Source organism: Rhodococcus sp. ZPP (genome assembly GCF_017656075.1).
Classification (GTDB): Bacteria; Actinomycetota; Actinomycetes; order Mycobacteriales; family Mycobacteriaceae; genus Rhodococcus_F; species Rhodococcus_F oxybenzonivorans.
The window spans coordinates 2,182,074-2,205,334 of sequence record NZ_CP058638.1 but is presented as its reverse complement, the minus strand read 5'-3'; the positions used below and the strand labels follow the sequence as shown (position 1 = coordinate 2,205,334).

Genomic DNA, 23,261 nt, shown 5'->3' with positions numbered 1-23,261 from the left:
GACAACGCCTCCTGCCGCGCCGACGGTACGGAAGTGCTCATCGGGGGTACCGCACCGGATGCCCACCGCTGATGACACTGTCGAGGATGCCCAGGTCACCGCCGAGTTCGGCGACGGTTTTACGGACTACTGCCACATCCTTGTCGAGGAACTCACCGACCGCGCTTCGGAAGGACCTCACCGAGCCTCGCGCCGCGACACTGCCCATGACCCGACTGGCGGAGCTTCCGTGGGGAAGGGCCTCGAGCAGCACGGACTCGTCTATTCCGAGCTGCCTGCCGAGGTCGGCGGCTTCGGCGAGGAGTCCGATCTGCGCCGCGAACAGTGCATTGTTCACCAGCTTCACGCGTTGCCCGTTGCCGCTGGGGCCGACGTGGAGAATGGGATCGCCGTAGCTTTGCAGTATCGGGCGAATTCGTGCCACAGCGCCCTCGGGTCCGCCGAGGAAGAGGGTCAAGCACCCGGCTGCGATGTCGGGTGGCCCGCCGCTGACCGCGGCGTCGACCACGTCGATGCCATGTGCCGCTGCACGTTCCGCGACGGCCTCGACCGTGCGGGGACTCACCGTGGTGTGCACCGCCAGGACGGCGCCGCTCGGCATGGCTGCCAGCAACAGGCTGTCGAGGCACACGTGCCGAACCTGGTCGTCGCTGAATACGCATACCGTCACGAGATCGGCTCCCTCGCCGACCTCGGAAAGATCGGAGAATGCCTCCGCCCCCGACGCGTAGATAGCGGCCCGGCTTTCGGATGAGCGGCCCAGCGCGCGCACTTCGTGACCGGCTTCGGCGAGCCCCCGCACCATGGGGAGTCCCATGCGCCCGGCACCGATGAATCCGACGCGACTCATCGCAGGTGGTCCATCAGGGTGAGCGTGGTGTCTGCGGCGGCCATCGCGATGCCCGTCGGGACCTCCGCCGCGGCCGCGAGCCCGGCCACCAGCCCGACATCCTTCTGGAGCAGCTCGCCGGCGTGCGCCGCGATGCGATCGAGAGTTCCTCCGGCAGAGACGATTCGGCTGAGTGCAAAGCTGTCGGCGGTTCCGTGGGTGATGACTTCACCGAGTCTGGCGGGGTCGACACCCAGTGACTGCCCGAGGCTCAGGGTGCTGGCCGCCGTGGCGAGGTTGGCGGTGAAGAGCAGATTATTGAGCAGTTTCGTGACCTGTCCGGCGCCCAGCGGACCTAGGTGGACGACAGGGTTCGCATACATCGAGAACACCGGCCGGCAGCGGTCGTAGTCGTCGACCGCTCCTCCCACCATCACCAGCAGACGCCCTTCGGTAGCCGCCGATCCGCCGCCGCTCACCGGAGCATCGACGACGGAGACCCCGCGCTCCCGCGCCTTGGCAGCCAGGTCGTGACACGTGTCCGGGTGCACCGTGCTGTGGATGGCGATCACGCCGCCGTCCTTCATTCCTTCGAGTACACCGTCCTCACCGGCGACCACCTCCTGAACGTCGTCGTCGCTGACCACGCAGATACACACGAGATCGCTGGCCGCGCCGAGGTCGGCCGGGGAGTCGGCGAACGTCGCGGCGGTGTCGGCAAAGGGCACGAAAGCGTCGGGACGGCGCGCCCACAGTGTGACGTCGTAGCCCGCGTGAATGATCCGGCGTGCCATGGGTGCGCCCTGGCTGCCGAGTCCGATGAATCCGACGCGCATCAGTGTTCCTCCGATTCGAGATTGGGCATCATGCGGCCACGACCTCTCGCGGTTGCGGTCGCCAGAACAGTGCAAGCAGTCCTGCCGTTGCGGCGACGCCCAGACCCAGTGCGGTGCCCCCACCGGCCCAGCCGGCGATGTCGATGCCTGTGACAGCGTCGAGCGAGAACTCTCCCGGGCCGAGCATTGCCAACGCCAGTGCGGTTATCGATAGCACCAGGACGTATTCATAGCCTTCCTTGAAGACGAAGAACCCGTTGGGCCGGTGGGCGAGGAGTCCCGCCACGAGCATCACCGAGATGACCGCCGCGCAGGCGAGCGGCGTGAGGAGGCCTATGACGAGAAGTAAGCCCGCACCGATTTCGGTGATTACGCTCAGCCACGCCTGCAGCTTGCCCTGCCGCAGACCCAGTCCGCTGAACCAGCGGGCAGTCCCTTCGATACGGCCACCGCCGCGCCAATGGTTCAGCCCGTGCGCGATCATGGTCGCTCCGATAACCAGTCTGACAAGTAGCAGTGCAACATCGACGGCGTGCATCAGTCGTCCTTTCCCGTTGTGCTGTGTGTGCAGTCCTCGACGAAGGACAACACCTTCGCGTAGTAGTCCGGGGCTCCATGGCCGAGGCTGAGGTTGTGCCCGCTGCCGGCCTGTTCGTTGACGGTGACGCTGGGCGCAGCAGTGAACATGGCTGCGATGTCTTGCAGTGCAGCGGAGTCGATTCGCCACACCTTCTCGAACTCGGCGGCGGTGAAGTGGACGGGAACTCGTATCCGCGCCGCGAGCGCCGGGAAGTCGATTCGCGCCCAGGTCGCGAGGACACCTGACTCGTAACGGGGAGTCGATGAGGCGATAGGTGCGCCCCCGATCAGTTCGGTGGGGTACAGGTGGCTCGGTTGCCACAGCAACGCGCGCACTGCCTCCGGCGGTGCCGGCTGGTGAGGCGTGCCCAGGATTTCGGCCGCCACGGGCTGGTGTTCGCGACCGGTGCCGGCAAGCTCGATACCCAGTAAGTCGGTGCCTCGTTCGTCGGCGGCCATGCGGACTGCGAGCTCCGAACCGGCCGAATGCGCCCACACGAAGACGCCGGCGCCGCGCGGACGCGACCCGAGGTGGTGGTCGATGGCCGCATAGGTGAGGTCGACGCGTCGTTGGTGGGGGGCGATCTCGACCGCGAACGGTGCAGAAGTGCCGTAGCCCGGCCGATCGAGCGCGAGCACGGTGTACCCGAGCGCGGACGCGAATCGCAACAGCGACAGTTCGGGATGGCCCGGGCAGTCGTAGTAGCCCGAGTTCGTTGCTCCACCGTGCAGCGCGACGATCACCGCGCGCGGATTCGGGGCCTCGGACAACAACGCCGACATCGGGATTCCGTCGATGTCGGCCACGCTCGCGCACGGCGTGGTGGTTTCAGGGTCGTCGAAGTCGGCGGGTAGCGACAGATCGGGATCCGTGGTGGTCATGCATCCGTCCTGAGGAGCAGGGCGCCGCCGGGGGAGAGGCCTCCGGTGGCGGCGACGGCGACGCGGGCGCCGGGAACCTGGCGTGCCCCGGCATCGCCGCGCAATTGGGTGACGGCTTCGTGGATCAGTCCCATGCCGTGGGTACGGCCGTGTGAGAGCTGACCGCCGTGCGTGTTGAGGGGGAGCACGCCGTCCCGGGCAATGTTCGTGCCGCCGTCGAGGAAATCTTTCGCTTCACCGATGCCGCAGAAGCCCAGGGCCTCTATCCAGGACAGGCAGTTGAACGTGAACCCGTCGTAGAGCTCGGCCACGTCGACATCACTGGGGCTCATCGAAGTCCGCGACCACAGGTGGGCGGCGGGGCCGAGAACCTGAGGTTCGTGCGTCAGCGTGCTCTGATCCCATTCGATCCGCTCGACGATCTGGGTGCCGACGGCCTCGACGAGCACGGGCGGCTTCGCGAGATCGTGGGCGGCGTCCACCGCCGAGACGATGACGGCAATCGAGCCGTCGCAGGGAACGTCGCAGTCGTAGAGACCGAACGGTGTGGTGATCGTCCGGGCAGACAGGTAGTCGTCCATCGTCATCGGATCGCGGTATACAGCCGTGGGATTGAGTGCGGCGTTGGCCCGCTGGTTCAGTGCGATCCATCCGAGTGTTTCCCGGGTAGTTCCATATCGGTGGAAGTGCCGCTGTGCGTTCTGGGCCAGCGTATGTGCGGCCGAGGTGGCCCCGAACGGCACCATCCAGCTGGGAGTGCGGCCGGTGGCCGGTGGGGGGATCTCGCCGCGACGCATCTGCTCGCTGTAGGTCGCTTCCCAGAGGGTCCGGTAACACAGCACATGACGTGCCAGGCCACTGGCGACCGCGAGCATCGCGGTGATCACGGATCCGCCGGGACCGAAGGTTTCGATGCCCCCGTTGTGCCACGTCGGCCGGAGTCCGAGGGCTGCCTCGACTCCGGTCACGCCGCCCTCGCCGAAACCGCCGACCTGGCCGGCGCCGGGATAGCTTGCGAGGCCGTCGATATCGTCCATCGTGAGGCCGGCATCGGCCACGGCACGCTCGCAGGCCTGCAGTGTCAGCGCCATCGGCGACACCATCAGCCGTCGACCGATTTCCGACATCCCGATGCCGGTGAGAGCTACCTTGTCCTCGAACTTTTCGCGCGTCACCATGGGGCGCACGGACTTCCTGATCTGGCCCGGATCGACGTCGTCCGTAGGCAGGGGAAGAGACGCAGGCTGTTCGGCCGCAGGCCGGAACAGCGGGAGCCACACATCGCCGTCCTGCGTGAAGACGACCTCCATCCACATACCGAGTGCGAGCTGTGCAGGGTCGCACTCGACCACGTTGGTCGTCAAGCGAACCCGCTGATCCTCGTCGATCGCGACCTGGGCCACCACGTAGGGTGCCGGCAGCCCGGGCAGGCTGAAGCGGTGGTTGACCGTGAATCCGATGAGAGTCGCGGAACCGGACACCACCCGGACACCCAACTGATGGCTTCGGCAGTACCGGCAGATCGGTTGCGGCGGATGGATGAGAGCCGAGCACGACTCACACTCCTGCAGCCGCAGGCGGCCATCCGCGCCGGACGTCCAGAAGAAGCGGTTCTGCGGCGTGATCTGGGGGAGGGGACGGCCGGACTCTTCGGCCGCCTTCCCCCCTACCACCGGATCGACCACCGTGGAATCAGCCACGTGCTTGCGCATCCTTACCTCGTGCCGTGATCGGTTCGGCGAGTCCCTGCTCGTCACAGATCAGTTGGAGCTTCTCGAGCGTGTCATCCAGGCCGGCGCCCAAGCGGGGGCCGGGAGTGAACGTCGCCGGAAGATGACGCATACCCTGAATGACACCGATGGAGTCGTAGTGCACGGTGCCTTCCGGGTCGCAGCGGTAGTCGGGCATCCGGTCGAGCACGGCGACGAGCATCCGCTTGAACACGGTTCGTGCGACGTTGGATCCGATGCAACGGTGAATTCCCAGACCAAAACTGAAGTGGCGGTTTCCCTTGCGCTCGAGATCGATCTGGTTCGGCTCCGGAAACAGCGACGAGTCGCGGTTGGCCATTGCCCAGGACAGCCAGAGGCGGTCGCCCTCCTTCAACTGGATTCCGTCGTACTCGCAGTCGGCGGAGATCGTGCGCCCGTCGCCCGGTGCAGGGGCGAAGTAGCGCAGGAATTCCTCGGTCGCGGAGTTCAACAGGGTGTCGCGTTCGCGGCTGAGAGTGTCGCGCTCCTCGGGATGCTGAGACAGCCACTCGAGCGAGTGCGCCGTGAGTGCCGTCGTCGTGTCGAACCCACCGCCGATGAGGAGACTGAGAATGCCGAGCAGTTCCATATCGTCCGGTGTCTCGCCGTCGACTGTGGCGCGTGCCAGCGCGTCCACCAGTCCTGGACGGGGATTCTCACGGATCTCCATGAGATTGGTGAGGAGGTCCAATCCCATGGCGCGGTGCAGTTCCCCGATTCGCGGGATGTCGGGGGAGTCCGGTGGTGTGTAGACCGCGGCGTGGACCGGCTCGTTGTAGATCGTCCATTTCTTGATGGGGATTCCGAGCATCGCCAGTGTGAGGACGGCGGGGACGATGTTCGCGAGCTCGTCTACGAAGTCGATCCTGCCCGTTTCGATTTTCTCGTCGATGGACGCGCGCACCACCTCGTCGATGAACGGGATCCACCTGTTGACTGCAGCGGGCGACAGGTACGGGTTGAGAAGCGAACGAAATTCACGATGCTCGGGCTCGTCCATTTCGAGGATGCCGCCTCGGACGCCGCTCGCGCGTTCCATTGTGGGGATAGCTATGCCCTTGTATCCACGACGGATGCCCTTCAGGTCGTGATCGTTCGACACGTCGGCGGACCGGGCGAAGGTGAACACCTCGCGGCCGCCCGCGGCGACCCAGTGGCCGCCGTGAGTATCGGACCAGGCCATCGGACACTTCGCGTGCATTTCCTCCGTGATCGGTAGGAAATTGTCGCGGTACTCCGGTGCGTGCCGGTCGAAGTCGTAGGTGTTCTTCTTCCGACTGTCGTCGTCTACGACGTCATCAACGCTCATCGCGTCGTCCTCTCTTGCGGTTCGAGGTGAATTGGCGAGTTCCGACCGGCAGCCGTGTCAGAAAAGGGAGATAGCCTGCTCTGGGCAGGAGTGGGCGGCTTCGCGCACCTTCTCTTCGTGTTCGGCGGACACCGATTCGCTGACGGCCGACGCGTGGCCGTCGATGTCGCTCAGTTCGAATACGTCTGGAGCTGCCATTGCGCACAGGGTGTGCCCTTGGCAGCGTTCTGGGTCGACCTTCACCTTCACGTTATTCCTCCTGATCGCAGGTGAATCCATCTCGAGCACATACTGTTTCGATCCCGTCGAGCCGCGGTCCGGCCGCAGGTCAGGTGTGGTAGTCGTACCACTTGAGGTAGCCGCCGCCGTCGACACGCATCTGCATGCCGGTGACGTATCGGGCTTCGTCGGAGGCGAGGAACAGGACGGTGTTGCTGATGTCCTCGGGCTCGACGTAGGGGATCGGCATGGCCTGTTGAACCCCGAAAGCGGGCTCGGCGTCCGCCCGCGTCGGGTGTTCCAGATCTGGCCGGAACGATCGATACATCGGCTCGCTCTGCAGCATGTCGGTATTGCAGTTCGTCGGGTGCACGACGTTGGCACGAATGCCGCGCGGGGCGAGATGTGTCGCAAGTTCGTGGATGTATTGGGAAAGTGCACGTTTGGAGAAGACATAGGCGACGCCACCGAGGTCCTTGCCGGGAACGTCCACCTTGCTCACGTCCATGAGTGCGGCGGTCGATCCGGTTGCGATGATCGAGGCACCATCTCCCAGGTGGGGCAACGCAGCCTGAATGGCATTCATCGTCCCAATGAGGTTGGTGTCGACCACAGCGCACCAGGCATCGATCTGTGGTTCGCCCTTCATACCCGCGACACCGGCTTGCGCGACCACGATGTCGAGAGAGCCGAGTTCGGCGATGCCACGCTCCACCGCGGCCCGCAACTGGTCGATTTGCCGAACGTCAGCCTGTATAGCGACGATGCGTCGACCGTGCTTTTCTACCAAGCGTGCGGTCTCTTCGAGATCCTCCGGGGTCGCCATCGGATAGCCGATCGCCGCGATGTCGCTACACAGGTCGACAGCGATGATGTCGGCTCCCTCTTCGGCCAGTCGCACGGCATGGCTGCGACCCTGGCCTCGCGCCGCGCCGGTAACGAACGCGACCTTGCTTTCTACTCGTCCCACTGAGAATCCCTTCGTTGATTGGCCGGCGTCAGTGCTTGCGTCCGATGCGGTGCGCGATGCGCCTCAGGTATTGCGGCCGCCGTTGACGCCGAGGATCTGGCCGGTGATGTATCCGGCTTCCTCGGAGATGAGGAAGGAGCAAGCGGCGGCGATGTCCTCCGGTTGGCCGACGCGCCGGACTGGGGTCTTGCTGATGTGCTGGTCGATCGAGCCGCCGAGGAGGCCCTTCTCCTCGGACCGGCGCAGCATGGGTGTGTCGATGAAGCCGGGAGGCACCGCGTTGACCGTGATGCCGCTGGGCCCGTATTCCAGAGCCAGCGATTTGGTGAGTCCGTTGACCGCCGACTTTGCGGATACGTACGCCGACATGAACGGCTGGCCTGAGTGCGCACTGGACGACGAGATGTTGACGATGCGACCCCAGCCCGCATCGACCATGTCCGGAAGCACCGCCTGGACGCAGTGGAAGACGCCGTTCAGATTGACGTCGATCACTCGCTGCCAGTTGTCGAATGCGATGTTGCCGAACCGCTTGTACAGCTCCAGTCCTGCCCCGTTGACCAGGACGGTGATCGGGCCCAACTCTTTTCGAACCTCGGTGAGAGCGCTATCGATCTGGGCAGGGTCGGTCACGTCGACCTTGTACTCGAACGCGGAGTCGGTCGGTGCAAGATCGAGTACGGCGACTTGGTAGCCGTCCTTGCGCAGGCGTTCGGCGATGGCGCGTCCAATGCCGGAGCTACCTCCGGTGACGACAGCTGTTCTCACGACCAGGCCTCGTCGCCCGAGATCGTGGTGCGCCGCATCAGGCGTTCCGAGGAAGGGGCATAGGGGAGCGCTCGGTGCAGCATCCCGGTGTTGTCCCACACCACCACGTCGCCGACCTTCCATTCGTGGGTGTACGAGAAGCGTTCCTGGGTCGCCCAACCAAGCAATTCGTCCAGCAGTGCCCGGCTTTCCTCGGGCTGCATTCCGACGATGTGGTCAGCGGTGGCACCGATGACGAGTGACTTTCTACCGTCGCGGCGCGTCCAGACGAGTGAAGTCTCGTGTGTGGGAAGTCGACGCCAGTGCGCCAGCATCTCGTCGGAAGGGTCTGGATGGACCAGCCGCTGGGCCGCCTCGAAGCTGTGTACTACCCGCAGGCCCTCGTAGCGTTTGCGCTCGTGCTCGGGCAGGTTCTCGTAGGCCGCGTAGGTACTGGCGAACTCGGTTCCGCCACCGACCATGGCGACGTGCCGGGCGGTGAGCATGGTTGCCTTCGCCGGCACATCATTGGTGGTGTCGTCGATGTGCCAGTAGAAGGTCCCTTTAAGGTACTCGGCGGACGGAGCCTTGGCCGGGTCGAGGGAGACCGTGAAGAGCTCCTCGCCTGGTGCCGTCATGCGCACCGTTCCGAGCCTTCGGCTGAACGCCAGCTGAGCATCGTCGTCGAGATGCAGGCCGCGAATGAGCAGCACGCCCCGCCACTTCAGAGCCTCCAGGCACCGGGCGATGACCGCCTCATCCTCCAGGCTCTCGACGCCGGTGACTTCCACTCCGAGCGATGGACCGAGTGCTGTAGTCTGGATCACAAGAATCTCCCTTCCGTTTTTGAGAACCATACTCTCGGAGAACACGGTGTGGCAACAGTCGATCAGCAACCAGGTGAGGTGTGGCGCCGATCTCAATTGGGGGTATCCCCGCGGCTCACATGTTGTTACATTCTCTGCAGAGCCAATGCATAATTCTCAAATGCGAGAATTGTATTTTCACTTTGAGCGAGGAGAACGGAATGTCATCTCAGGACACGGTGTCGGCCGCGAACGGTGGTCACGGAGGCCGTGAGGCTGCGACCGTGCTGGACGTCGACAAGCGCCTGCTGATCGACGGGCAGCTTGTTGCGACCGAGCGGACGTTCGCATCGATCAATCCAGCTACGGGTGACATCGTCGGATATGCGCCTGATGCCGGGGTCGCGGAAGCCGAAGCGAGTATCGCTGCAGCGCGGAGGGCCTTCGACACGACCAGCTGGTCTACCGACGTGGCGTTCAGGATCAAGTGTCTCGACCAGTTCCACCAGGCGCTGCTCGACAATCTCGAGGAGCTCCGCGAACTGACGATCGCTGATGTGGGTGCCACCGTCCAGCTCACACGCGCCAACCAGCTGGAGGCACCTATCCGAATCGTGCGCTACTACGCAGACCTCCTGCGCGAGTACCCGCTGAGCGAAGACCTCGGCGAAATCGACATTTCCGGACAGCGCCACAAGCGGTGGGTGGAGAAGGAAGCGGCCGGCGTCGTCTCCGCGATCGTTGCGTACAACTACCCGACGCAGCTCGCGTTGGCCAAGATCATTCCCGCGCTTGCCGCGGGATGCACAGTGGTGCTCAAGGCTGCGCCCGACACGCCGCTCGTCACGCTGGCTCTCGGCGAGATAATCGCGCAACACACCGACATTCCAGCGGGCGTCGTGAACGTCATCAGTTCCTCGGAGATTGCCCCCGGTGAGCTGATGACGACGCACCCCGACGTCGACGTGGTCACCTTCACCGGGTCGACCCCGACCGGACGCCGCATCATGGCGGCGGCGGCAGACACGATGAAGAAAGTGTTCACGGAGCTCGGCGGGAAATCCGCGATGATCGTGCTGGAAGACGCCGATTTCGCGATGGCTGCGAAATTCGCGGCCGGGACCGTCTGTTCGCACGCCGGTCAGGGGTGCGCGCTGACCACGCGGCTACTCGTGCCGCGAGCGCACCACGACGAGATCGCGAAGATGGTGGCGGCGATCATCCGCCGCATCCCGTTCGGCGATCCGACTGACCCACAGAATTACATGGGCCCTCTCGTGAGTGGTCGTCAGCGCGAAAAGGTCGACGCGATGGTGCAGCGCGCGATCGCTGACGGTGCCGAGTTGCTGGCGGGTGGCACGAAGGTCGATCCAGGTTTCTTCTATGAGCCCACGGTCTTGGCGGGCGTGGACCCCAAGAGCGAGATCGCACAAGATGAAGTGTTCGGACCGGTGCTCGCGATCATCCCGTTCGATGACGACGACGACGCTGTGCGGATCGCCAACGACTCGATCTATGGTCTGTCCGGCGCTGTGATGAGCGCGAGCGACGAACGTGCAATCGCGATAGCCCGGCGCATCCGTACCGGAACGATGGGTATCAACGGCGGGAATTACTTCGGTCCGGACGTCCCGTTCGGTGGTTACAAGCAGTCGGGTATCGGACGTGAATGCGGCCGAGAAGGACTCGAGGAGTTCCTCGAAACCAAGGCCTTCGCGGTCGTGGTGAAGCCGTGAAGCCGCTTGCGGGTATCCGCGTGCTCGAGGTCGCGATGTACGGCTTCGTGCCCTCAGCGGGTGCCGTGCTCGCCGATTGGGGCGCGGAGGTCATCAAGGTCGAGCACGCCGTCACCGGGGACCCGCAGAGGGGGCTCCGCCAGATCGGGCCCCTCCGGGTCGAGGGTGATCCCAATCCCAATGTCGAGCATGCCAATCGCGGCAAGCGAAGTATCGGACTGGACATGGGCCGACCGGAGGGCAAGGCGGTCCTCGACGACCTGGTCCGTCGGTCGGACGTCTTCCTGACCAGTTTCCTTCCCCAGGCCCGCACCAAATTCGGGATCGACGTGGACGACGTCCGCGCAGTGAACCCGAACATCATCTATGCGCGAGGCAGTGCCCTCGGTCCACGTGGTGTCGAGGCAGACAAAGGCGGTTACGACATGACCGCTTTCTGGGCGAGGGGAGGCATCGCCGCAACGCTCACACCTCCAGGAGTGGAAGGCATGATCAGTCCGCCGGGACCTGCCTTCGGCGACACCATTTCGGGGACGAATCTTGCCGGGGGTGTCGCAGCGGCGCTCCTGGCCCGCGAGCGCACGGGCACACCGTCGATCGTCGACGTCTCGCTGCTGAGCAGTGGCGTGTGGGCTATGGGACACGGCATTGCGTTGTCAGCTCATCTCGGCAAGGCCATGGTGGCACCCGTCCCTGGCGCCCACGGCGCGCCGACCAATCCGCTGTCGGGGATATACGCCACCGGCGACGGACGTTACCTGGCATTCGTCATGCTGCAGCCTGCGAAGTACTGGGCAGATGTGTGTCGCCACATCGACCGCCCCGAACTCGCGGATGATCCGCGCTTCGCCGACGCCGCCCAGATCGCCGCCAACACCGACAAGGCCGTGGCGATTCTCGGGGAGGTGCTCGCCACCCGCACCCTCGCGGAGTGGACGGAGCGCTTCGCCACGCTGTCCGGTCCGTGGGGGCCGGTGCAGGATTCACTCCAGGTGTCCGTCGACGCGCAGGTCCGCGCCAACGAATACCTGGTCGAGGCGGGCGAACTCGAACTTGCTGCCAACCCGGTGCAGTTCGACGTCGCTGCCCCCGAGCTTGGCCCGGGTCCCGAGTTCGCGGCCCACACCGACGAGATCCTGGCCGAGCTCGGCTTGGACTGGGATCGCATCATCGCGCTCAAAACGGCGGGCGCTGTTACCTAGATTGCTGGGAGTTCACATGTCATACATCACTTCGATAGGTACGTACCTGCCGTGCTGGGGAACACCCGGGCGCCGTGTGCCGGGTGACGACGAGGATGCGATCACCCTCGCTGTCGAAGCTGGTCGAGCCGCCCTCGACAGCGGCGGCTCGGTCGAGTGTGTCGTGCTCGTCAGCCGCGACCTGCCGTTGATGGAAAGCAGCAACGCTGCTGTGCTGCTCGCCGGCCTGGGGCTCGACCCTGAGCTCGAGGTGACGGAGCGGCTCGGTGGTGCACCGGCGACGCTCGATGCCCTGGGCTCGGCCCGTCCGCGCACGCTGGTCATCGGTGTGGACATCGATGCAGCAGGAGCGGCAGCGGCGCTGACCGCGGAGCGTGGACTGCAGGTTCGCACCGCTGCGCGTATCGCCCGCAGCCTGCCGGTCCGCACCCGCACCGCGAACGGTCTGGTACACGACTACGGTGACCCGCGCCTACTGAAGGAGCGCGGCTTCCTGGCTTCACTGGCAGCGGCGTGGGTGGACACTCCGGTCGCGGTGGCAGGTGTAGAGGAGAAGCAGGCTGCGGCTCTGTGCGCGGGCCCTCCACTGCCATTACCGACAACCGGAGCGAGTTCCGGACTGTTCGCACTCGCCGCGATGGTGGAGTCGGGGTCTACCGGCCCGCTCGTGGGGGTTGAGCAGGCCAGCCTCTCCGGCATCACGGTCGCCGACGGTGCGGCGCACATCAACCGCAGGGAACCGCGAGCGCGTGCCAAGCCGGAGTGTGCGTACATCCCCAGTGCGGACATCCCGATTTCCCTCGCCGCCTACGAGAGGGCATTTGAGGCGAAAGTCCGCTGGGAAGCCGGAAAATACTCCGACAGCGACGAGCTGGACTTTCCGCCCCGATACCGCGTCGACCGTGATGGAACGCTCAGGACCGACTACTCCTTCGTGCCCCTGCCCCGCACTGGAACCGTCTATACCGAGGTGACCGTGCACGTACCGGTACCCGGCCTCCGGACCCCGTACTCGCTGGTGATCGTCGAACTCGACGACGTGGGCGTTCGCGCGTTGGCGAAGGTAACCGGTATCGAGCCCGGCACCGTCGACATCGGCGATCGCGGTCGCATGGTGCTGCGCCGGGTTGCCGTGCGGTCCGGGGTTCCGGACTACGGCTATGCATTCGAACCCGATCCCACATCCGATCGCGCCCTGGAGGCGGCAGCATGAGAAACGTTGCGATCGTCGGCGCCGGTATGACACCGTTCGCCGAACACTTCACTCTGGGAATCAAGGATCTCTTGCCGATGGCGTTCGCGGAATGCGCCGGCAGCATCGACAAAGGGCTGGACAAGTCCGATCTGCAGGCCGCGTGGTTCGGCTCGATGGGCACCACGGACGGATTTCCGTCCGGAATTCTCGCCGACACGCTCGACATCTCCGACATTCCGGTGACACGGGTCGAGAATTCCTGTGCCACAGGTCATGACGCCATCCGGAACGGCTTGTTCGGGATAGCCTCGGGAGCGTTCGACGTGGCACTCGTCATGGGCGCCGACAAGCTCCGCGAAACCGCGTCGAAGGACATGCTCTGGGAGTGGGAGGCGATGACGCGCGACATGGCCTGGGACTACCCACTGGGCCTCGTCGCACCGGCAGGATTCGCGCTCCACGTTCGCCGGTATCTGCACGAGTCACCCGCCACCCGTGAGCACATGGCGATGGTGGCGGTGAAGAACCACCACCATGCCATCAATAACCCCAAGGCACGGCAGCGCTTCGAGATCACCGTGGAGGAGGCTTTGAACGCGCCGACGGTGGTGACGCCCTTCGGGCTCTATGATTGCGCCCCGCAAAGCGATGGAGCTGCGGCACTCGTTCTCGTATCCGAAGACGTGGTCGACCGGTTCACCGATCGCCCGGTATGGGTTCGCGGCGTCGGCTCCGGCCTCGATTCCGTGATGGCGCAACACAAGCGGGACATGACTTCGTTTCCGTCGACGGTACGGGCCGCGAAGCAGGCTTTCGCGATGGCGGGACTGTCTCCATCAGACGTCGACGTCGCGGAGGTGCACGACTTCTTCACGGGCATCGAACTCATCAGCTACGAGGACCTCGGATTCGCGGACCGGTTCGAAGGTTTCAAACTCCTCGAGGCCGGCGTCACCAGCGTCGGCGGATCACTACCGGTGAACCCCAGTGGCGGGCTGATCGCCAAGGGACATCCGCCGGGCGCAACCGGTGTCGCACAGTGTGTGGAGTTGTTCGAACAGCTGCGTGGCAGCTCGGTCAACCAGGTCGACGGAGCACGGATCGGATTGGCACACAACGTCGGCGGTCCGACGGCGGTATCGGCCGTCACCATTCTCGAGGGTCCCGGAGGAACCAACCGATGACAGAAACGCTGTCAGATACCAGCTCGATAGAGGACGCCCACCGCACCCTCTTCGACGCGGGCCTCGCCGTTCGCAGGGAGGTGCTCGGAGATGACTACGTCAACGCTGCGATCACCCGGAATGCGGGTTCCGACGGAGCACCATTGCAGGAATATGTCAGCGAAACCGTGTGGGGCTCTGTGTGGACCCGTTCCGGTCTCGACCGTCGCAGCCGAAGTCTGATCACTCTCGGAATGCTGGTCGCGCTCAACCAGCCGCGAGAGCTCGCCGTTCATGTGCGCGCCGGCATCCGTAACGGGTTGACACGCGAGGAGATCACGGAAGCCGTGATTCACGGAACCGCGTATGCCGGTGTACCGGCGGGAGTCGCAGCGATGCGCGTCGTCCAGGAAGCGTTGGACGCCCATCTCGGTCCCCTGAACGCCGAAGACCCCTTGAACGCCGAAGACGAGGTGGACGCTCCGAAGATTCCGCTGCCACACAGCAAGGTGGGCTTCGTCGGGCTCGGGGCCATGGGCAGGCCGATCGCACGCAATTTCGTCAGCGCCGGACAGCCGATCGTCGTGCACGATGCCGACCGGGAGGTCCGTCGACGATTCATCGACGACAATCCCACCGCTACTAGTACAGCGACCACCGCCGAGCTGGCGGACTGCGACATAGTCGTCCTCGTCCTGCCCAACAGCGACATCGTCGACCAGGTCGTACTCGCTGACGGGGGCCTGCTTTCCTGCCTGAAGCCGGGGAGCATCCTCGTCGACATGGGATCGAGCGTTCCCGCCCGCACCCAGGCGATCGAGAAGGCCGCGGCAGTCCGAGGAATTGATGTCGTGGACGCCCCGGTCAGCGGTGGGGTAGTGCGCGCGAGAAACGCGGATCTTCGCTGTGATGGTCGGAGGCGACCAGTCGGCGATCGACACCGTACTGCCGTTGCTCGAATCGACGGGTCGACAGATCATCCGTGTCGGGCCGGTCGGATCGGGGCACGCTGCGAAGGCGCTCAACAACCTCCTCGCCGCCAACGGTTTGGTGGCCGCCGGAGAGGCACTTCTCGTGGGACGGAAGTTCGGCATCGATCCCGCGACACTGCTGTCCGTGATCAACGCCGGCAGCGGTCGAAATCAGGCAACGGAGACCAAGTACGAAAACTTCGTCCTCTCCCGAAACTTCGCGTCGGGGTTCAGCGCCCGGTTGATGCGCAAGGACATCGGAATTGCCCTCGATCTGGCGCGGCAGCTCGATGCCTCCACGGTCCTCGGTGACGCTCTGGGGCGTGTGTGGGGAGAAGCGGTCGAGGATCTCGATCCGGCAGCCGACCAAACGGAAGTAGTGCGCTATCTCGAAAAGCTCAGCGCGGTAACGCTGGACGAGAACGCCCTCCCTTCCCTGTCCGAAAGGTGAGTTCCATGGTTCTCACGGTTACGAAGCGGATCGGCCGCAGCGTGTCGGTGGTGCTACTGGTGACATTTGCCGTGGTGGCGCTCCTCGGTTTGGCGCCGGGGTCGGTGGCGGAGGTGATTCTGGGCGAGAATGCGACACCCGAGGCGGTGGCGGCGATGAATGCCGAGCTCGGTCTGGATGTCCCGCTGTGGTCACAGTATGTGTCCTGGCTTTCCGACGCGGTGCGGGGTGACTTGGGAGCATCACCGTTGACCGGGCAGTCGGTGCGAGAGGCGATCGTGGAGCGGTTGCCGGTAACGTTGCAGCTCGCGGCGATGGGCTTGACCATCGCGTTGACGGTGGCCCTCATCATGGGTGTTCTGTCGGCGTCGCGGCCGGGCAGTGCGCTCGATCGGGGCACGAACGCAGTGTCGGCGGTGTTCTTGTCGGTGCCCGCATTTATCGCGGGCCCGGTGCTGATCTACTTCTTCGCGATTCAGTTCCAGTGGTTCCCGGTGATGGGGTGGTCGCAGATCAGTGACGGGCTGGGGCCGAATCTGCAGAGCGCGATGTTACCCGCGATCGCCATCGCGTTGACGGAGATCGCATCGTTTCACCGGTTGCTGCGTACCGACCTGATCGGGACGTTGCGGGAGGACTTCATCGCCTCGGCGCGGGCGAAGGGAATGCCTCGCGGATACGTGATGTTCCGTCATGCGCTGCGGCCCTCCTAATTCTCACTGATCACCGTGGCGGGGATCAATCTGGGGCGGTTGATCGGAGGGACGGTCATCGTCGAGACATTGTTCGGACTACCGGGTTTGGGGCAGCTGGTGGCATCGTCGATCACCTCCCGTGACGTGATCATGGTGCAGGGCATCGTCGTGTTCATCGCGGTGGTCTACGTGGGGATAAACACGGTCGTCGATCTGAGCTACTCAGTGATCGACCCGCGGGTGCGAAAGGTGGCCGGAGCATGACCGATGTGGCGGTAAATCAGACAGTACGTACGGATCCAGGTCCGGCGGTGGAGTTGCCGGCGGTTCCGGTAGTTCGCAAGCGCCGGTCGTTGCTGGTGTATCTGTCGGTGCTGTGGCTGGTGGTGTTGATAGCGGCGGCGCTGCTGGCCGGCGTACTGCCGTTGGCTCCGTTCGCCACTCCGGTGGCGGCACCGCGACTGGGACCGCAATTCGGCTCACTCGAACTGTTGCTGGGCACGGACACGTTGGGTCGGTCGATGTTGTCACGCATCATCTACGGCGCCCGCGTCTCGCTCGTGGTGGGTACGGTAGCCGGATTGGTGGGGTTTGTGATCGGGTCATTGATCGGACTGTTCGCCGGCTACTTCGGTAAGCGTCTCGATGCCGGCGTGTCGCTGGTGGCCGATGCGATGCTGGCGTTCCCGCCCTTGATCCTCCTGCTGGCATTGGCGTCGATCCTCGAACCCAGCGTGCCGACGATATTGCTGGGGCTCACGTTGTTGGTGATCCCTGCTTTCATTCGGTTGTCGCGGGCCAACACGATGTCGTGGTCGTCGCGGGAATTCATCAGGGCGGCCCGCAATATCGGCGCGGGTAATTTTCGGATACTTTTTCGGGAAATCCTGCCGAACCTGTTGGCTCCGTTGGCGGCGTATCTGCCGATCGTGATGGCGGCGTTGATCGTGGCGGAGGGATCGTTGAGTTTTCTCGGTCTGGGAATTCCTCCGCCGCAACCGAGCTGGGGAGGAATGATCAACGACGGCAAGGACGCGATCGCCACGTCACCACACCTTGTGTTCGTCCCCGCATTGGTCATCTTTTTCACCGTTTTTGCCCTGAACCAGGTCGGCGATCATCTCCGCACCAAGTTCGACCGGACCATGCACGACTGAACCGGCGAGGTCCTTCGCCACACCATATCTGCATTACCAGCTTCCACCTTCCCGAGAGGTCCATGATGTTTCGATCCAGACGTATTCTGACCGCGATGGTCGCGGCATGCGCCGGAGCACTGCTCTTCAGCGCCTGCGGTGGCACGGGTTCTGCCGCCGGCGGCCAGTCCGAGGGTGGTGAACCCGTCGCCGGTGGTGTGGCTCGCGTCCTGCAAACCGGCGAGCCGCGGAACCTCGACCCCGCCAGCCTGTCCAATACCTGGGCCCACCAGCCCGTACTCGGCAACGCTCTATACGGAACGTTGATGATCAACAATCTCGAGAACTTCGATCTCGAATACAAGATGGCGACCGGATTCTCCACCACTGACGGCGGAGCCACGTTCACGCTCACGCTGCAGCCTGGCCTGAAGTTCACCGACGGGACCCCGCTCGACTCGGCTGCGGTCAAGTTCAACTGGGACCGGTTGCGCGACCCTGCCCTGGGATCGACGACCATCCGTCAGGCAGTCCAAATCGCGTCGTCGGAGGTGATCGACCCCACCACGCTGAAAGTAACCATGGTTGCGCCGAATCCGCATTTCGGCCAGTCCTTGGTCGCCGGTGCATTGAATTGGATCGCGTCACCGACGGCTCTGCAGAAGGGGCAAGCGGCTTTCGATGCGAACCCTGTGGGCGCGGGACCGTTCACCCTGGTGGAATGGGTCCGGCAGGACAAGATCGAACTGCAGAAGAACCCGGGTTACTGGGATGCACCCAAGCCCTATCTCGAAGGTCTGACGATCAAGACGGTGAGTGACAGTAATCAGCGGGTCAACACCATAATGACCGGTGGCGCGGATCTGTCGTCGGAGACGAACTGGGCGAGCCTGAACAAGGTAGAAGCCGCTGGTTATCCCACGGAGGTCGTACCGACAGGTGGTGGTCAGTTCGTAGCGATGAATTTCCGCCGTGCGCCATTCGATGACGAGCGGGCGCGCCGGGCGATCGGGCTGGCAGTGGACTTGGATGCGATCAACACGATCGTCTACAACGGCGAGGGCGTCGTTCCCAAGACGCTGTTCGAGGAATCCTCGCCGTACTACGCCGATATCTCGCTGCCTACGCCGAACAGTGAGGAGGCGCAGAAATTATTCGATGAACTGGCCGCCGAGGGCAAGCCGGTCTCGTTCACCTTCCTCTCCTACCCGACCACGGAGAGCAAGACGCTCGCCGAAGGTTTGCAGGCTCAGCTGAGTGCCTTCGACAACGTCGAAGCCAAGGTCGAGGTAGTGGACTTCGCGGTCGCGACGGCCCGGGCCGGCGCGCGGGATTTCGACATGATCATTTCGTCTGCTGTGGTCCAGGATCCCGACTTCGGATTATGGACCGCTTTCCACGGTGCTTCTCCGGGCAATTTCGTCGGCATCAATGACCCCGAACTCAGCGCAGCGCTGGACGCCGGTCGCAACGCCGAATCGGTGGAGGAGCGCAAGGTGGCATACGAGACGGTGCAGAGGCGATTGGTCGAACTGAATCCAGGCCTCTGGTACGTCCGGGCGGTGCCTTCTGTCACCGCGAGTAAATCTTTGAACGGTATCGACCTGTACACCCTGGGTTCGCCGCTACCCGAAGAGCTGTGGACCACAAAGTAGTCGGCAGCAGAGGGAAACAGCTGACAACCGAAGGGATGGAGCCGGACTCGTCATGAATACTCAGTCGTTGCTCGAAGTGAAGAATTTGCGTGCCTATATCGGCACGCCTCGTGGGACCGTGCGGGCAGTGGACGACGTGTCGTTCACGGTGGACGCGGGACAGGCACTGGGGATCGTCGGTGAGTCCGGCTCCGGTAAGTCCGTCTTGGCCCGGGCCGTGATGGGCCTGATGCCTCCGCGCTCGGCCCGCTCGGGTGAGGTGACCTTCCAGGGCCGAGATCTGCTGGCTCTGAGCAAGAAGGAGAGTCTCGACATTTGGGGTAAGCAGATTGCCATGGTCTTCCAAGACCCCGGCCGATCCCTGAACCCGGTAGTGCGAGTGGAACGGCAACTCACCGAAGGGATGCGCCGGCACCTGGGCATCACCCGATCCGAGGCACACGGACGGGCCCTCGATCTCTTGCGGGAGGTCGGGGTGCCCGACCCGGAACGACGGCTCCGCAACTACCCGCACGAAATGTCCGGTGGCATGCGTCAGCGGGTGATGATCGCCATCGCCTTGGCGTGCGAACCGGACCTTCTGATCGCCGACGAGCCGACCACGGCGCTGGATGTCACGATCCAGCGGCAGATCCTCGATCTGCTCCGCCGGATTCAGCGCGAACGTGGCATGGCGATGATGCTCATCAGCCACGATCTCGCCGTGGTTGCGGGCCGCACCGACCGCGTCTCGGTAATGTATGCAGGTCGGCTCGCCGAGATCGGCTCTACCCGCGAGATATTCGAGGACCCGAGGCATCGCTACACGGAAGCGTTGCTGGGCGCGACCCCCACCATCGACCACGAACGGCATGCGCCGCTGCGACTGATCGCGGGTTCACTTCCAGATCCCACCCAACCCCCGGAGGGGTGCCGATTCGCACCCCGCTGCGAACATGCCGATGAGGAATGTCGAAGCTCCGGTCCGGAGCGGCAGTCCGTGGGTGTGGACCATCACGTGTTCTGTGTGCACCCGGTTGCCTCCGCGGCATCCGTACCTTCCGGAGGTGGAAATCATGGCTGGTAGCGGTAGCGCTCACCTCCGCGGCGAGCAGGCACTGCTCAGTGTGCAGGATCTCGTCGTGGAGTACCCGACAGGTGCGGGCACCGTGCAGGCAGTGTCGAAGATCAGTTTCGACGTGCTGCCCGGAGAAACCCTCGGCATCGTCGGAGAGTCCGGATGCGGCAAGTCCACTACGGGGCGGGCCGTGCTGCGGCTCGACCGCCTCACTGCGGGACGCATCCGCTTCGGTGACGATTGGATCGAAGAAGTGGACGAGAAACGCATGCGCGCGCTGCGACGCGACATGCAGATGATCTTCCAGGATCCGGTGGGCTCACTCAATCCGCGCCGATCAGTCAAGGACATCGTGGTCGAGGGATTGGCAGTGGCCGGTGCACCATCGTCCGAGCGTGCCACCACCTCCGCTGCCGTCCTCGAACAGGTCGGCCTGGCCGGGAACCGGTTCGCCGACATGCTGCCCCGTCAGCTGTCGGGTGGACAGGCACAGCGCGTTGCCATCGCCCGGGCGTTGGCCCTCGGCCCCCGACTCCTGATTTGTGATGAGCCGGTCTCCGCGCTCGACGTGTCGGTCCAAGCCCAGATTCTCAACCTGATCGAGGAACTGAAGGCCGAGTTCGATCTGACTGTCGTCTTCATCGCCCATGACCTCGGTGTCGTGCGGACCGTCAGCGACAATGTGTTGGTCATGTACCTCGGTAAGGTGTGCGAGTTCGGTGACTCGATCGAAATCTACGACGATCCCGCCCATCCCTACACCCGAGCTCTCCTCGACTCCGTGCCACTGACCGACCCTGAGAAGGGGTTCGCCGGTCCGGCGTTGGAAGGTGATGTGCCCTCCCCGCTGGCGCCGCCGACGGGTTGCCGGTTCCGTACCCGTTGTCCACAAGCTCAACAAAAGTGCGCCACAGAGGAGCCCGAGGTACGGGAAGTGCGACCCGGCCAGTTCGTCGCCTGCCATTATCCGTTACCCGCAAGCACCGACGAAGTAGCTTTCGCATGAGGTGACCTGCCTCCGGCACCTGCCGTGCAATATCTCAGGGGACGCTGTCGGGCACGGTCGACAGCGTCCGGTCGGGACGGTGAGCCGGCGCTTGCAGATTTCGGGAAGCGCAGACACGGCTTTGTGATTGACGAAATGGCGTTGCCCGCCACGCCGGCCATACTGCCGCGAGAGGACACCGTCAGCTCCGGCCTCGACTCCGTGGAGGAAGCTGACCTAGTGCACTACTCGTCGTCCGTGAACGCTACTCGGGGTACGAGGGGAAAATCTTCTGCTCGAACTATCCAGTTTCGTCAGTCGCCGTACTGAAACCGGCGACGTGAAGCACATCCTCTCGGTGTCACATCTCGTAACCCTTGACCGGGGTAGGCGGTGTTGGCAAGGCCAGTTTGGCGCGGCGCGTGGGCGAGAGGGCGCCAACGTGCGTACCGCGACGGGGTGTGGCTGGTGGAGTTGTTGGGTGATGGGTTGGTCGAGTTCCTGCGACGCGGGAGCTGCTGCTAATTCTCGATAATCTTGAGCAAGTGCTGGACACGACTGCGGAGTCGGCGGAGACGCTGTTGAAGACCTGTCCGCATCTACGGATTTTCGCGACAAACCGCGAGCCTCTCGGGGTCGGTGGCAATGCCGCATTGCGGGTACCGCCGCTGGCTGCGGCGAAGCTGGATCAGGAACCGTCGCTGCGGGGCCTGCCTCGCTACGCTGCAGTTACTGGGGGAGGACGTATGGACACCTCGGCAGCGAGAGATCGAATGCTGTCAGCAGATGCTCGCGGTCACCGAAACCCGCGGCGAAGTGCTGTATCGGTCGTACGCTCTAAGGGCTATGGCCGTTGCCATCTGGGCGGCAGGGAAATCCCAGTCGCGCGGCAGGGCTACTCGAGCAGTCTTTACAACTGGCCCGGAAGAGGAGCGAATCTTATACTACCGCAGCGTGTCTCGAGGTTTTTGCCTGGGCCGCGGAAGCTGGATCGGACGTGAGGGGAGCCGCAGTACTGATGGGCGCGGCCGAGGAGTTGGCGCGGTCGATGGGTAGCTTCATTCGCGTACGCGCTCCGCGCACAAGCTGTGGATAACGACAAGGCGCAGCCTTCGACCGCAAGATCACTCACATTGACGAACCGAGAACGTCAGGTCGCCGAACTCGTCGCCGAGGGGCTGGCCAATAGGGCGATCGCTGCCCGCCTTGTGATTTCGCCACGCACCGCTCAGGGAAACGTCGAGCACCTTCTGACCGAGATCGACGTGGAATGGGCCGACCCCTTCTAGTACGTCACACCAGGTATCGCGCAAGACTGTCCGCGACGCAGGCTGGGCGCTGCGCACCCTCGGTGGTGATCGTGACGGTTCGTTCGACCTGCACACCGCCGGGGACGTCGGTTACGGAGGTGAGCATAACGGTACCGCGAACTCGGCTACCGACGGGCACTGGAGTGATGAACCGTGTCTTACCGAGCCCGTAATTGAGGGCAATACGGGCGCCACTGACAGTCATGACCTGCTGGGTGATCGGTGCGAGTAGAGCGAGCGTCAGAAATCCGTGTGCGATCGTGCAGCCGTAAGGACCACTCGCGGCGCGCTCGGTGTCGACGTGGATCCATTGATCATCACCGGTGGCGGCCGCGAAGCGGTCGATACGTTCCTGGTCGACAGTGATCCAGTCACTGGTGCCGATCTCGGTCCCGGCGGCCGCGCGGAGCATGTCGAAGTTGGTGAAGTCTCTCATGTGTGTCCTTTTGCTTGCGTCGCCCACATCATCCCGCTCGGGCCTGCGGCACATGCAATCTGCTGTCACAGATATCAGTTAGTTGCGTGACGAGGTGGGGCGTCAGCTGATGCTGTCGGTGGGTGGCCAGGAGCCGGCGCAGTCGGAAGAAGAACTGGTATGCGGGAATACCGAACTCGACGAAGATGTCCTCGTCGGGTCCGCCGTCCCAATGTCGCCATTTGATGGCGAATTCGATCATCGCGCTGTCGGTGTCCATTGCGGACCTCCTACGTCGAAGTGTGAGTTCTGTGCGTCTACGCCGGGTCCTGTCTTCGCGCGGCCGAGCGTGGTTCGGGAGG

The 23,261-nt window shown here is 64.1% G+C and carries 22 protein-coding genes and 2 pseudogenes; 12 read left to right on the top strand and 12 right to left on the bottom strand.

The genetic code is table 11. From position 1 onward, the window contains the following. Nucleotides 1-37 precede the first annotated feature (37 nt). The 10 genes from HYG77_RS10495 to HYG77_RS10450 all read right to left on the bottom strand — a co-directional run bounded on the left by HYG77_RS10495 (nucleotide 38) and on the right by HYG77_RS10450 (nucleotide 8,949). Nucleotides 38-850: an NAD(P)-dependent oxidoreductase gene (locus HYG77_RS10495; RefSeq protein ID WP_208962612.1), complete on the bottom strand. Its 813-nt coding sequence runs from the start codon at nucleotides 848-850 to the stop codon at nucleotides 38-40. Further along, complete coding sequence (locus HYG77_RS10490) at nucleotides 847-1,665, bottom strand: NAD(P)-dependent oxidoreductase (protein WP_109327037.1); 819 nt, start codon at nucleotides 1,663-1,665, stop codon at nucleotides 847-849. Before HYG77_RS10490 ends, HYG77_RS10495 begins: the two co-directional genes overlap by 4 nt. Before the next feature lie 28 nt (nucleotides 1,666-1,693). Then, nucleotides 1,694-2,203 carry a DoxX family protein gene (locus HYG77_RS10485; protein WP_208962611.1) on the bottom strand — a complete coding sequence of 170 codons (510 nt, stop codon included), beginning with the start codon at nucleotides 2,201-2,203 and terminating at the stop codon, nucleotides 1,694-1,696. Beyond that, nucleotides 2,203-3,126, bottom strand: coding sequence for an alpha/beta fold hydrolase (locus tag HYG77_RS10480; RefSeq protein WP_208962610.1), 924 nt, complete (start codon nucleotides 3,124-3,126; stop codon nucleotides 2,203-2,205). The genes HYG77_RS10485 and HYG77_RS10480 overlap by 1 nt, the downstream gene beginning before the upstream one ends. After that, the gene (locus HYG77_RS10475) at nucleotides 3,123-4,826 is read right to left on the bottom strand and encodes an OB-fold domain-containing protein (RefSeq protein WP_244461281.1); all 1,704 of its coding nucleotides are present in this window, start codon (nucleotides 4,824-4,826) and stop codon (nucleotides 3,123-3,125) included. The genes HYG77_RS10480 and HYG77_RS10475 overlap by 4 nt, the downstream gene beginning before the upstream one ends. Then, nucleotides 4,819-6,186 (bottom strand): cytochrome P450, encoded by a 1,368-nt coding sequence (locus HYG77_RS10470; protein WP_109327044.1) that lies wholly within the window; start codon nucleotides 6,184-6,186, stop codon nucleotides 4,819-4,821. Before HYG77_RS10470 ends, HYG77_RS10475 begins: the two co-directional genes overlap by 8 nt. A gap of 57 nt (nucleotides 6,187-6,243) precedes the next feature. Next, nucleotides 6,244-6,435: a ferredoxin gene (locus HYG77_RS10465; RefSeq protein WP_109334874.1), complete on the bottom strand. Its 192-nt coding sequence runs from the start codon at nucleotides 6,433-6,435 to the stop codon at nucleotides 6,244-6,246. Between the two features lie 79 nt (nucleotides 6,436-6,514). Further along, nucleotides 6,515-7,375 carry a mycofactocin-coupled SDR family oxidoreductase gene (locus HYG77_RS10460; protein ID WP_109327045.1) on the bottom strand — a complete coding sequence of 287 codons (861 nt, stop codon included), beginning with the start codon at nucleotides 7,373-7,375 and terminating at the stop codon, nucleotides 6,515-6,517. Nucleotides 7,376-7,438: 63 nt separating this feature from the next. Beyond that, nucleotides 7,439-8,143 (bottom strand): 3-oxoacyl-ACP reductase FabG, encoded by a 705-nt coding sequence (gene fabG, locus HYG77_RS10455; protein ID WP_109327046.1) that lies wholly within the window; start codon nucleotides 8,141-8,143, stop codon nucleotides 7,439-7,441. Further along, complete coding sequence (locus tag HYG77_RS10450; RefSeq protein ID WP_244461280.1) at nucleotides 8,140-8,949, bottom strand: TauD/TfdA family dioxygenase; 810 nt, start codon at nucleotides 8,947-8,949, stop codon at nucleotides 8,140-8,142. The genes fabG and HYG77_RS10450 overlap by 4 nt, the downstream gene beginning before the upstream one ends. Nucleotides 8,950-9,149: 200 nt before the next feature. Here HYG77_RS10450 and HYG77_RS10445 point away from each other — a divergent pair, with 200 nt between their 5' ends. The 12 genes and pseudogenes from HYG77_RS10445 (at nucleotide 9,150) to HYG77_RS10390 (ending at nucleotide 22,463) form a co-directional block, all read left to right on the top strand. Beyond that, complete coding sequence (locus HYG77_RS10445) at nucleotides 9,150-10,664, top strand: aldehyde dehydrogenase family protein (protein WP_109327047.1); 1,515 nt, start codon at nucleotides 9,150-9,152, stop codon at nucleotides 10,662-10,664. Further along, nucleotides 10,661-11,866, top strand: coding sequence for a CoA transferase (locus tag HYG77_RS10440; protein WP_109327048.1), 1,206 nt, complete (start codon nucleotides 10,661-10,663; stop codon nucleotides 11,864-11,866). The genes HYG77_RS10445 and HYG77_RS10440 overlap by 4 nt, the downstream gene beginning before the upstream one ends. A gap of 16 nt (nucleotides 11,867-11,882) precedes the next feature. Further along, nucleotides 11,883-13,079, top strand: a complete 1,197-nt coding sequence (locus tag HYG77_RS10435) for an OB-fold domain-containing protein (protein WP_109327049.1) — start codon at nucleotides 11,883-11,885, stop codon at nucleotides 13,077-13,079. Continuing rightward, a complete protein-coding gene (locus HYG77_RS10430) occupies nucleotides 13,076-14,245 on the top strand; it encodes a thiolase family protein (protein WP_208962607.1) in 1,170 nt (389 codons plus the stop codon). The genes HYG77_RS10435 and HYG77_RS10430 overlap by 4 nt, the downstream gene beginning before the upstream one ends. Continuing rightward, nucleotides 14,242-14,673: pseudogene (locus HYG77_RS10425) on the top strand (carboxymuconolactone decarboxylase family protein); the annotation flags it as partial. The gene HYG77_RS10430 and the pseudogene HYG77_RS10425, both read left to right, overlap by 4 nt. A gap of 460 nt (nucleotides 14,674-15,133) precedes the next feature. Continuing rightward, complete coding sequence (locus HYG77_RS10420; RefSeq protein WP_208962606.1) at nucleotides 15,134-15,646, top strand: NAD-binding protein; 513 nt, start codon at nucleotides 15,134-15,136, stop codon at nucleotides 15,644-15,646. A 5-nt stretch (nucleotides 15,647-15,651) separates the two neighbouring features. Next, nucleotides 15,652-16,605, top strand: a pseudogene (locus tag HYG77_RS10415) (ABC transporter permease). Next, nucleotides 16,602-17,498 (top strand): ABC transporter permease, encoded by an 897-nt coding sequence (locus tag HYG77_RS10410; RefSeq protein WP_109327053.1) that lies wholly within the window; start codon nucleotides 16,602-16,604, stop codon nucleotides 17,496-17,498. The pseudogene HYG77_RS10415 and the gene HYG77_RS10410 overlap by 4 nt, the downstream one beginning before the upstream one ends. A gap of 95 nt (nucleotides 17,499-17,593) precedes the next feature. After that, nucleotides 17,594-19,132, top strand: a complete 1,539-nt coding sequence (locus HYG77_RS10405; protein ID WP_244373579.1) for an ABC transporter substrate-binding protein — start codon at nucleotides 17,594-17,596, stop codon at nucleotides 19,130-19,132. Nucleotides 19,133-19,184: 52 nt separating this feature from the next. After that, on the top strand, nucleotides 19,185-20,198 hold the full coding sequence (locus HYG77_RS10400) for an ABC transporter ATP-binding protein (RefSeq protein WP_109327056.1): 1,014 nt from the start codon (nucleotides 19,185-19,187) through the stop codon (nucleotides 20,196-20,198). Further along, nucleotides 20,188-21,195 carry an ABC transporter ATP-binding protein gene (locus tag HYG77_RS10395; protein WP_208962605.1) on the top strand — a complete coding sequence of 336 codons (1,008 nt, stop codon included), beginning with the start codon at nucleotides 20,188-20,190 and terminating at the stop codon, nucleotides 21,193-21,195. Before HYG77_RS10400 ends, HYG77_RS10395 begins: the two co-directional genes overlap by 11 nt. 1,112 nt (nucleotides 21,196-22,307) lie before the next feature. Further along, nucleotides 22,308-22,463 (top strand): LuxR C-terminal-related transcriptional regulator, encoded by a 156-nt coding sequence (locus HYG77_RS10390; protein WP_208962604.1) that lies wholly within the window; start codon nucleotides 22,308-22,310, stop codon nucleotides 22,461-22,463. Nucleotides 22,464-22,467: 4 nt separating this feature from the next. Here the strand turns inward: HYG77_RS10390 and HYG77_RS10385 are convergent, their stop codons facing one another. Continuing rightward, a complete protein-coding gene (locus HYG77_RS10385) occupies nucleotides 22,468-22,920 on the bottom strand; it encodes a MaoC family dehydratase (protein WP_208962603.1) in 453 nt (150 codons plus the stop codon). A 28-nt stretch (nucleotides 22,921-22,948) separates the two neighbouring features. Then, complete coding sequence (locus tag HYG77_RS10380) at nucleotides 22,949-23,179, bottom strand: DUF3263 domain-containing protein (protein WP_208962602.1); 231 nt, start codon at nucleotides 23,177-23,179, stop codon at nucleotides 22,949-22,951. Nucleotides 23,180-23,261: the final 82 nt, after the last annotated feature.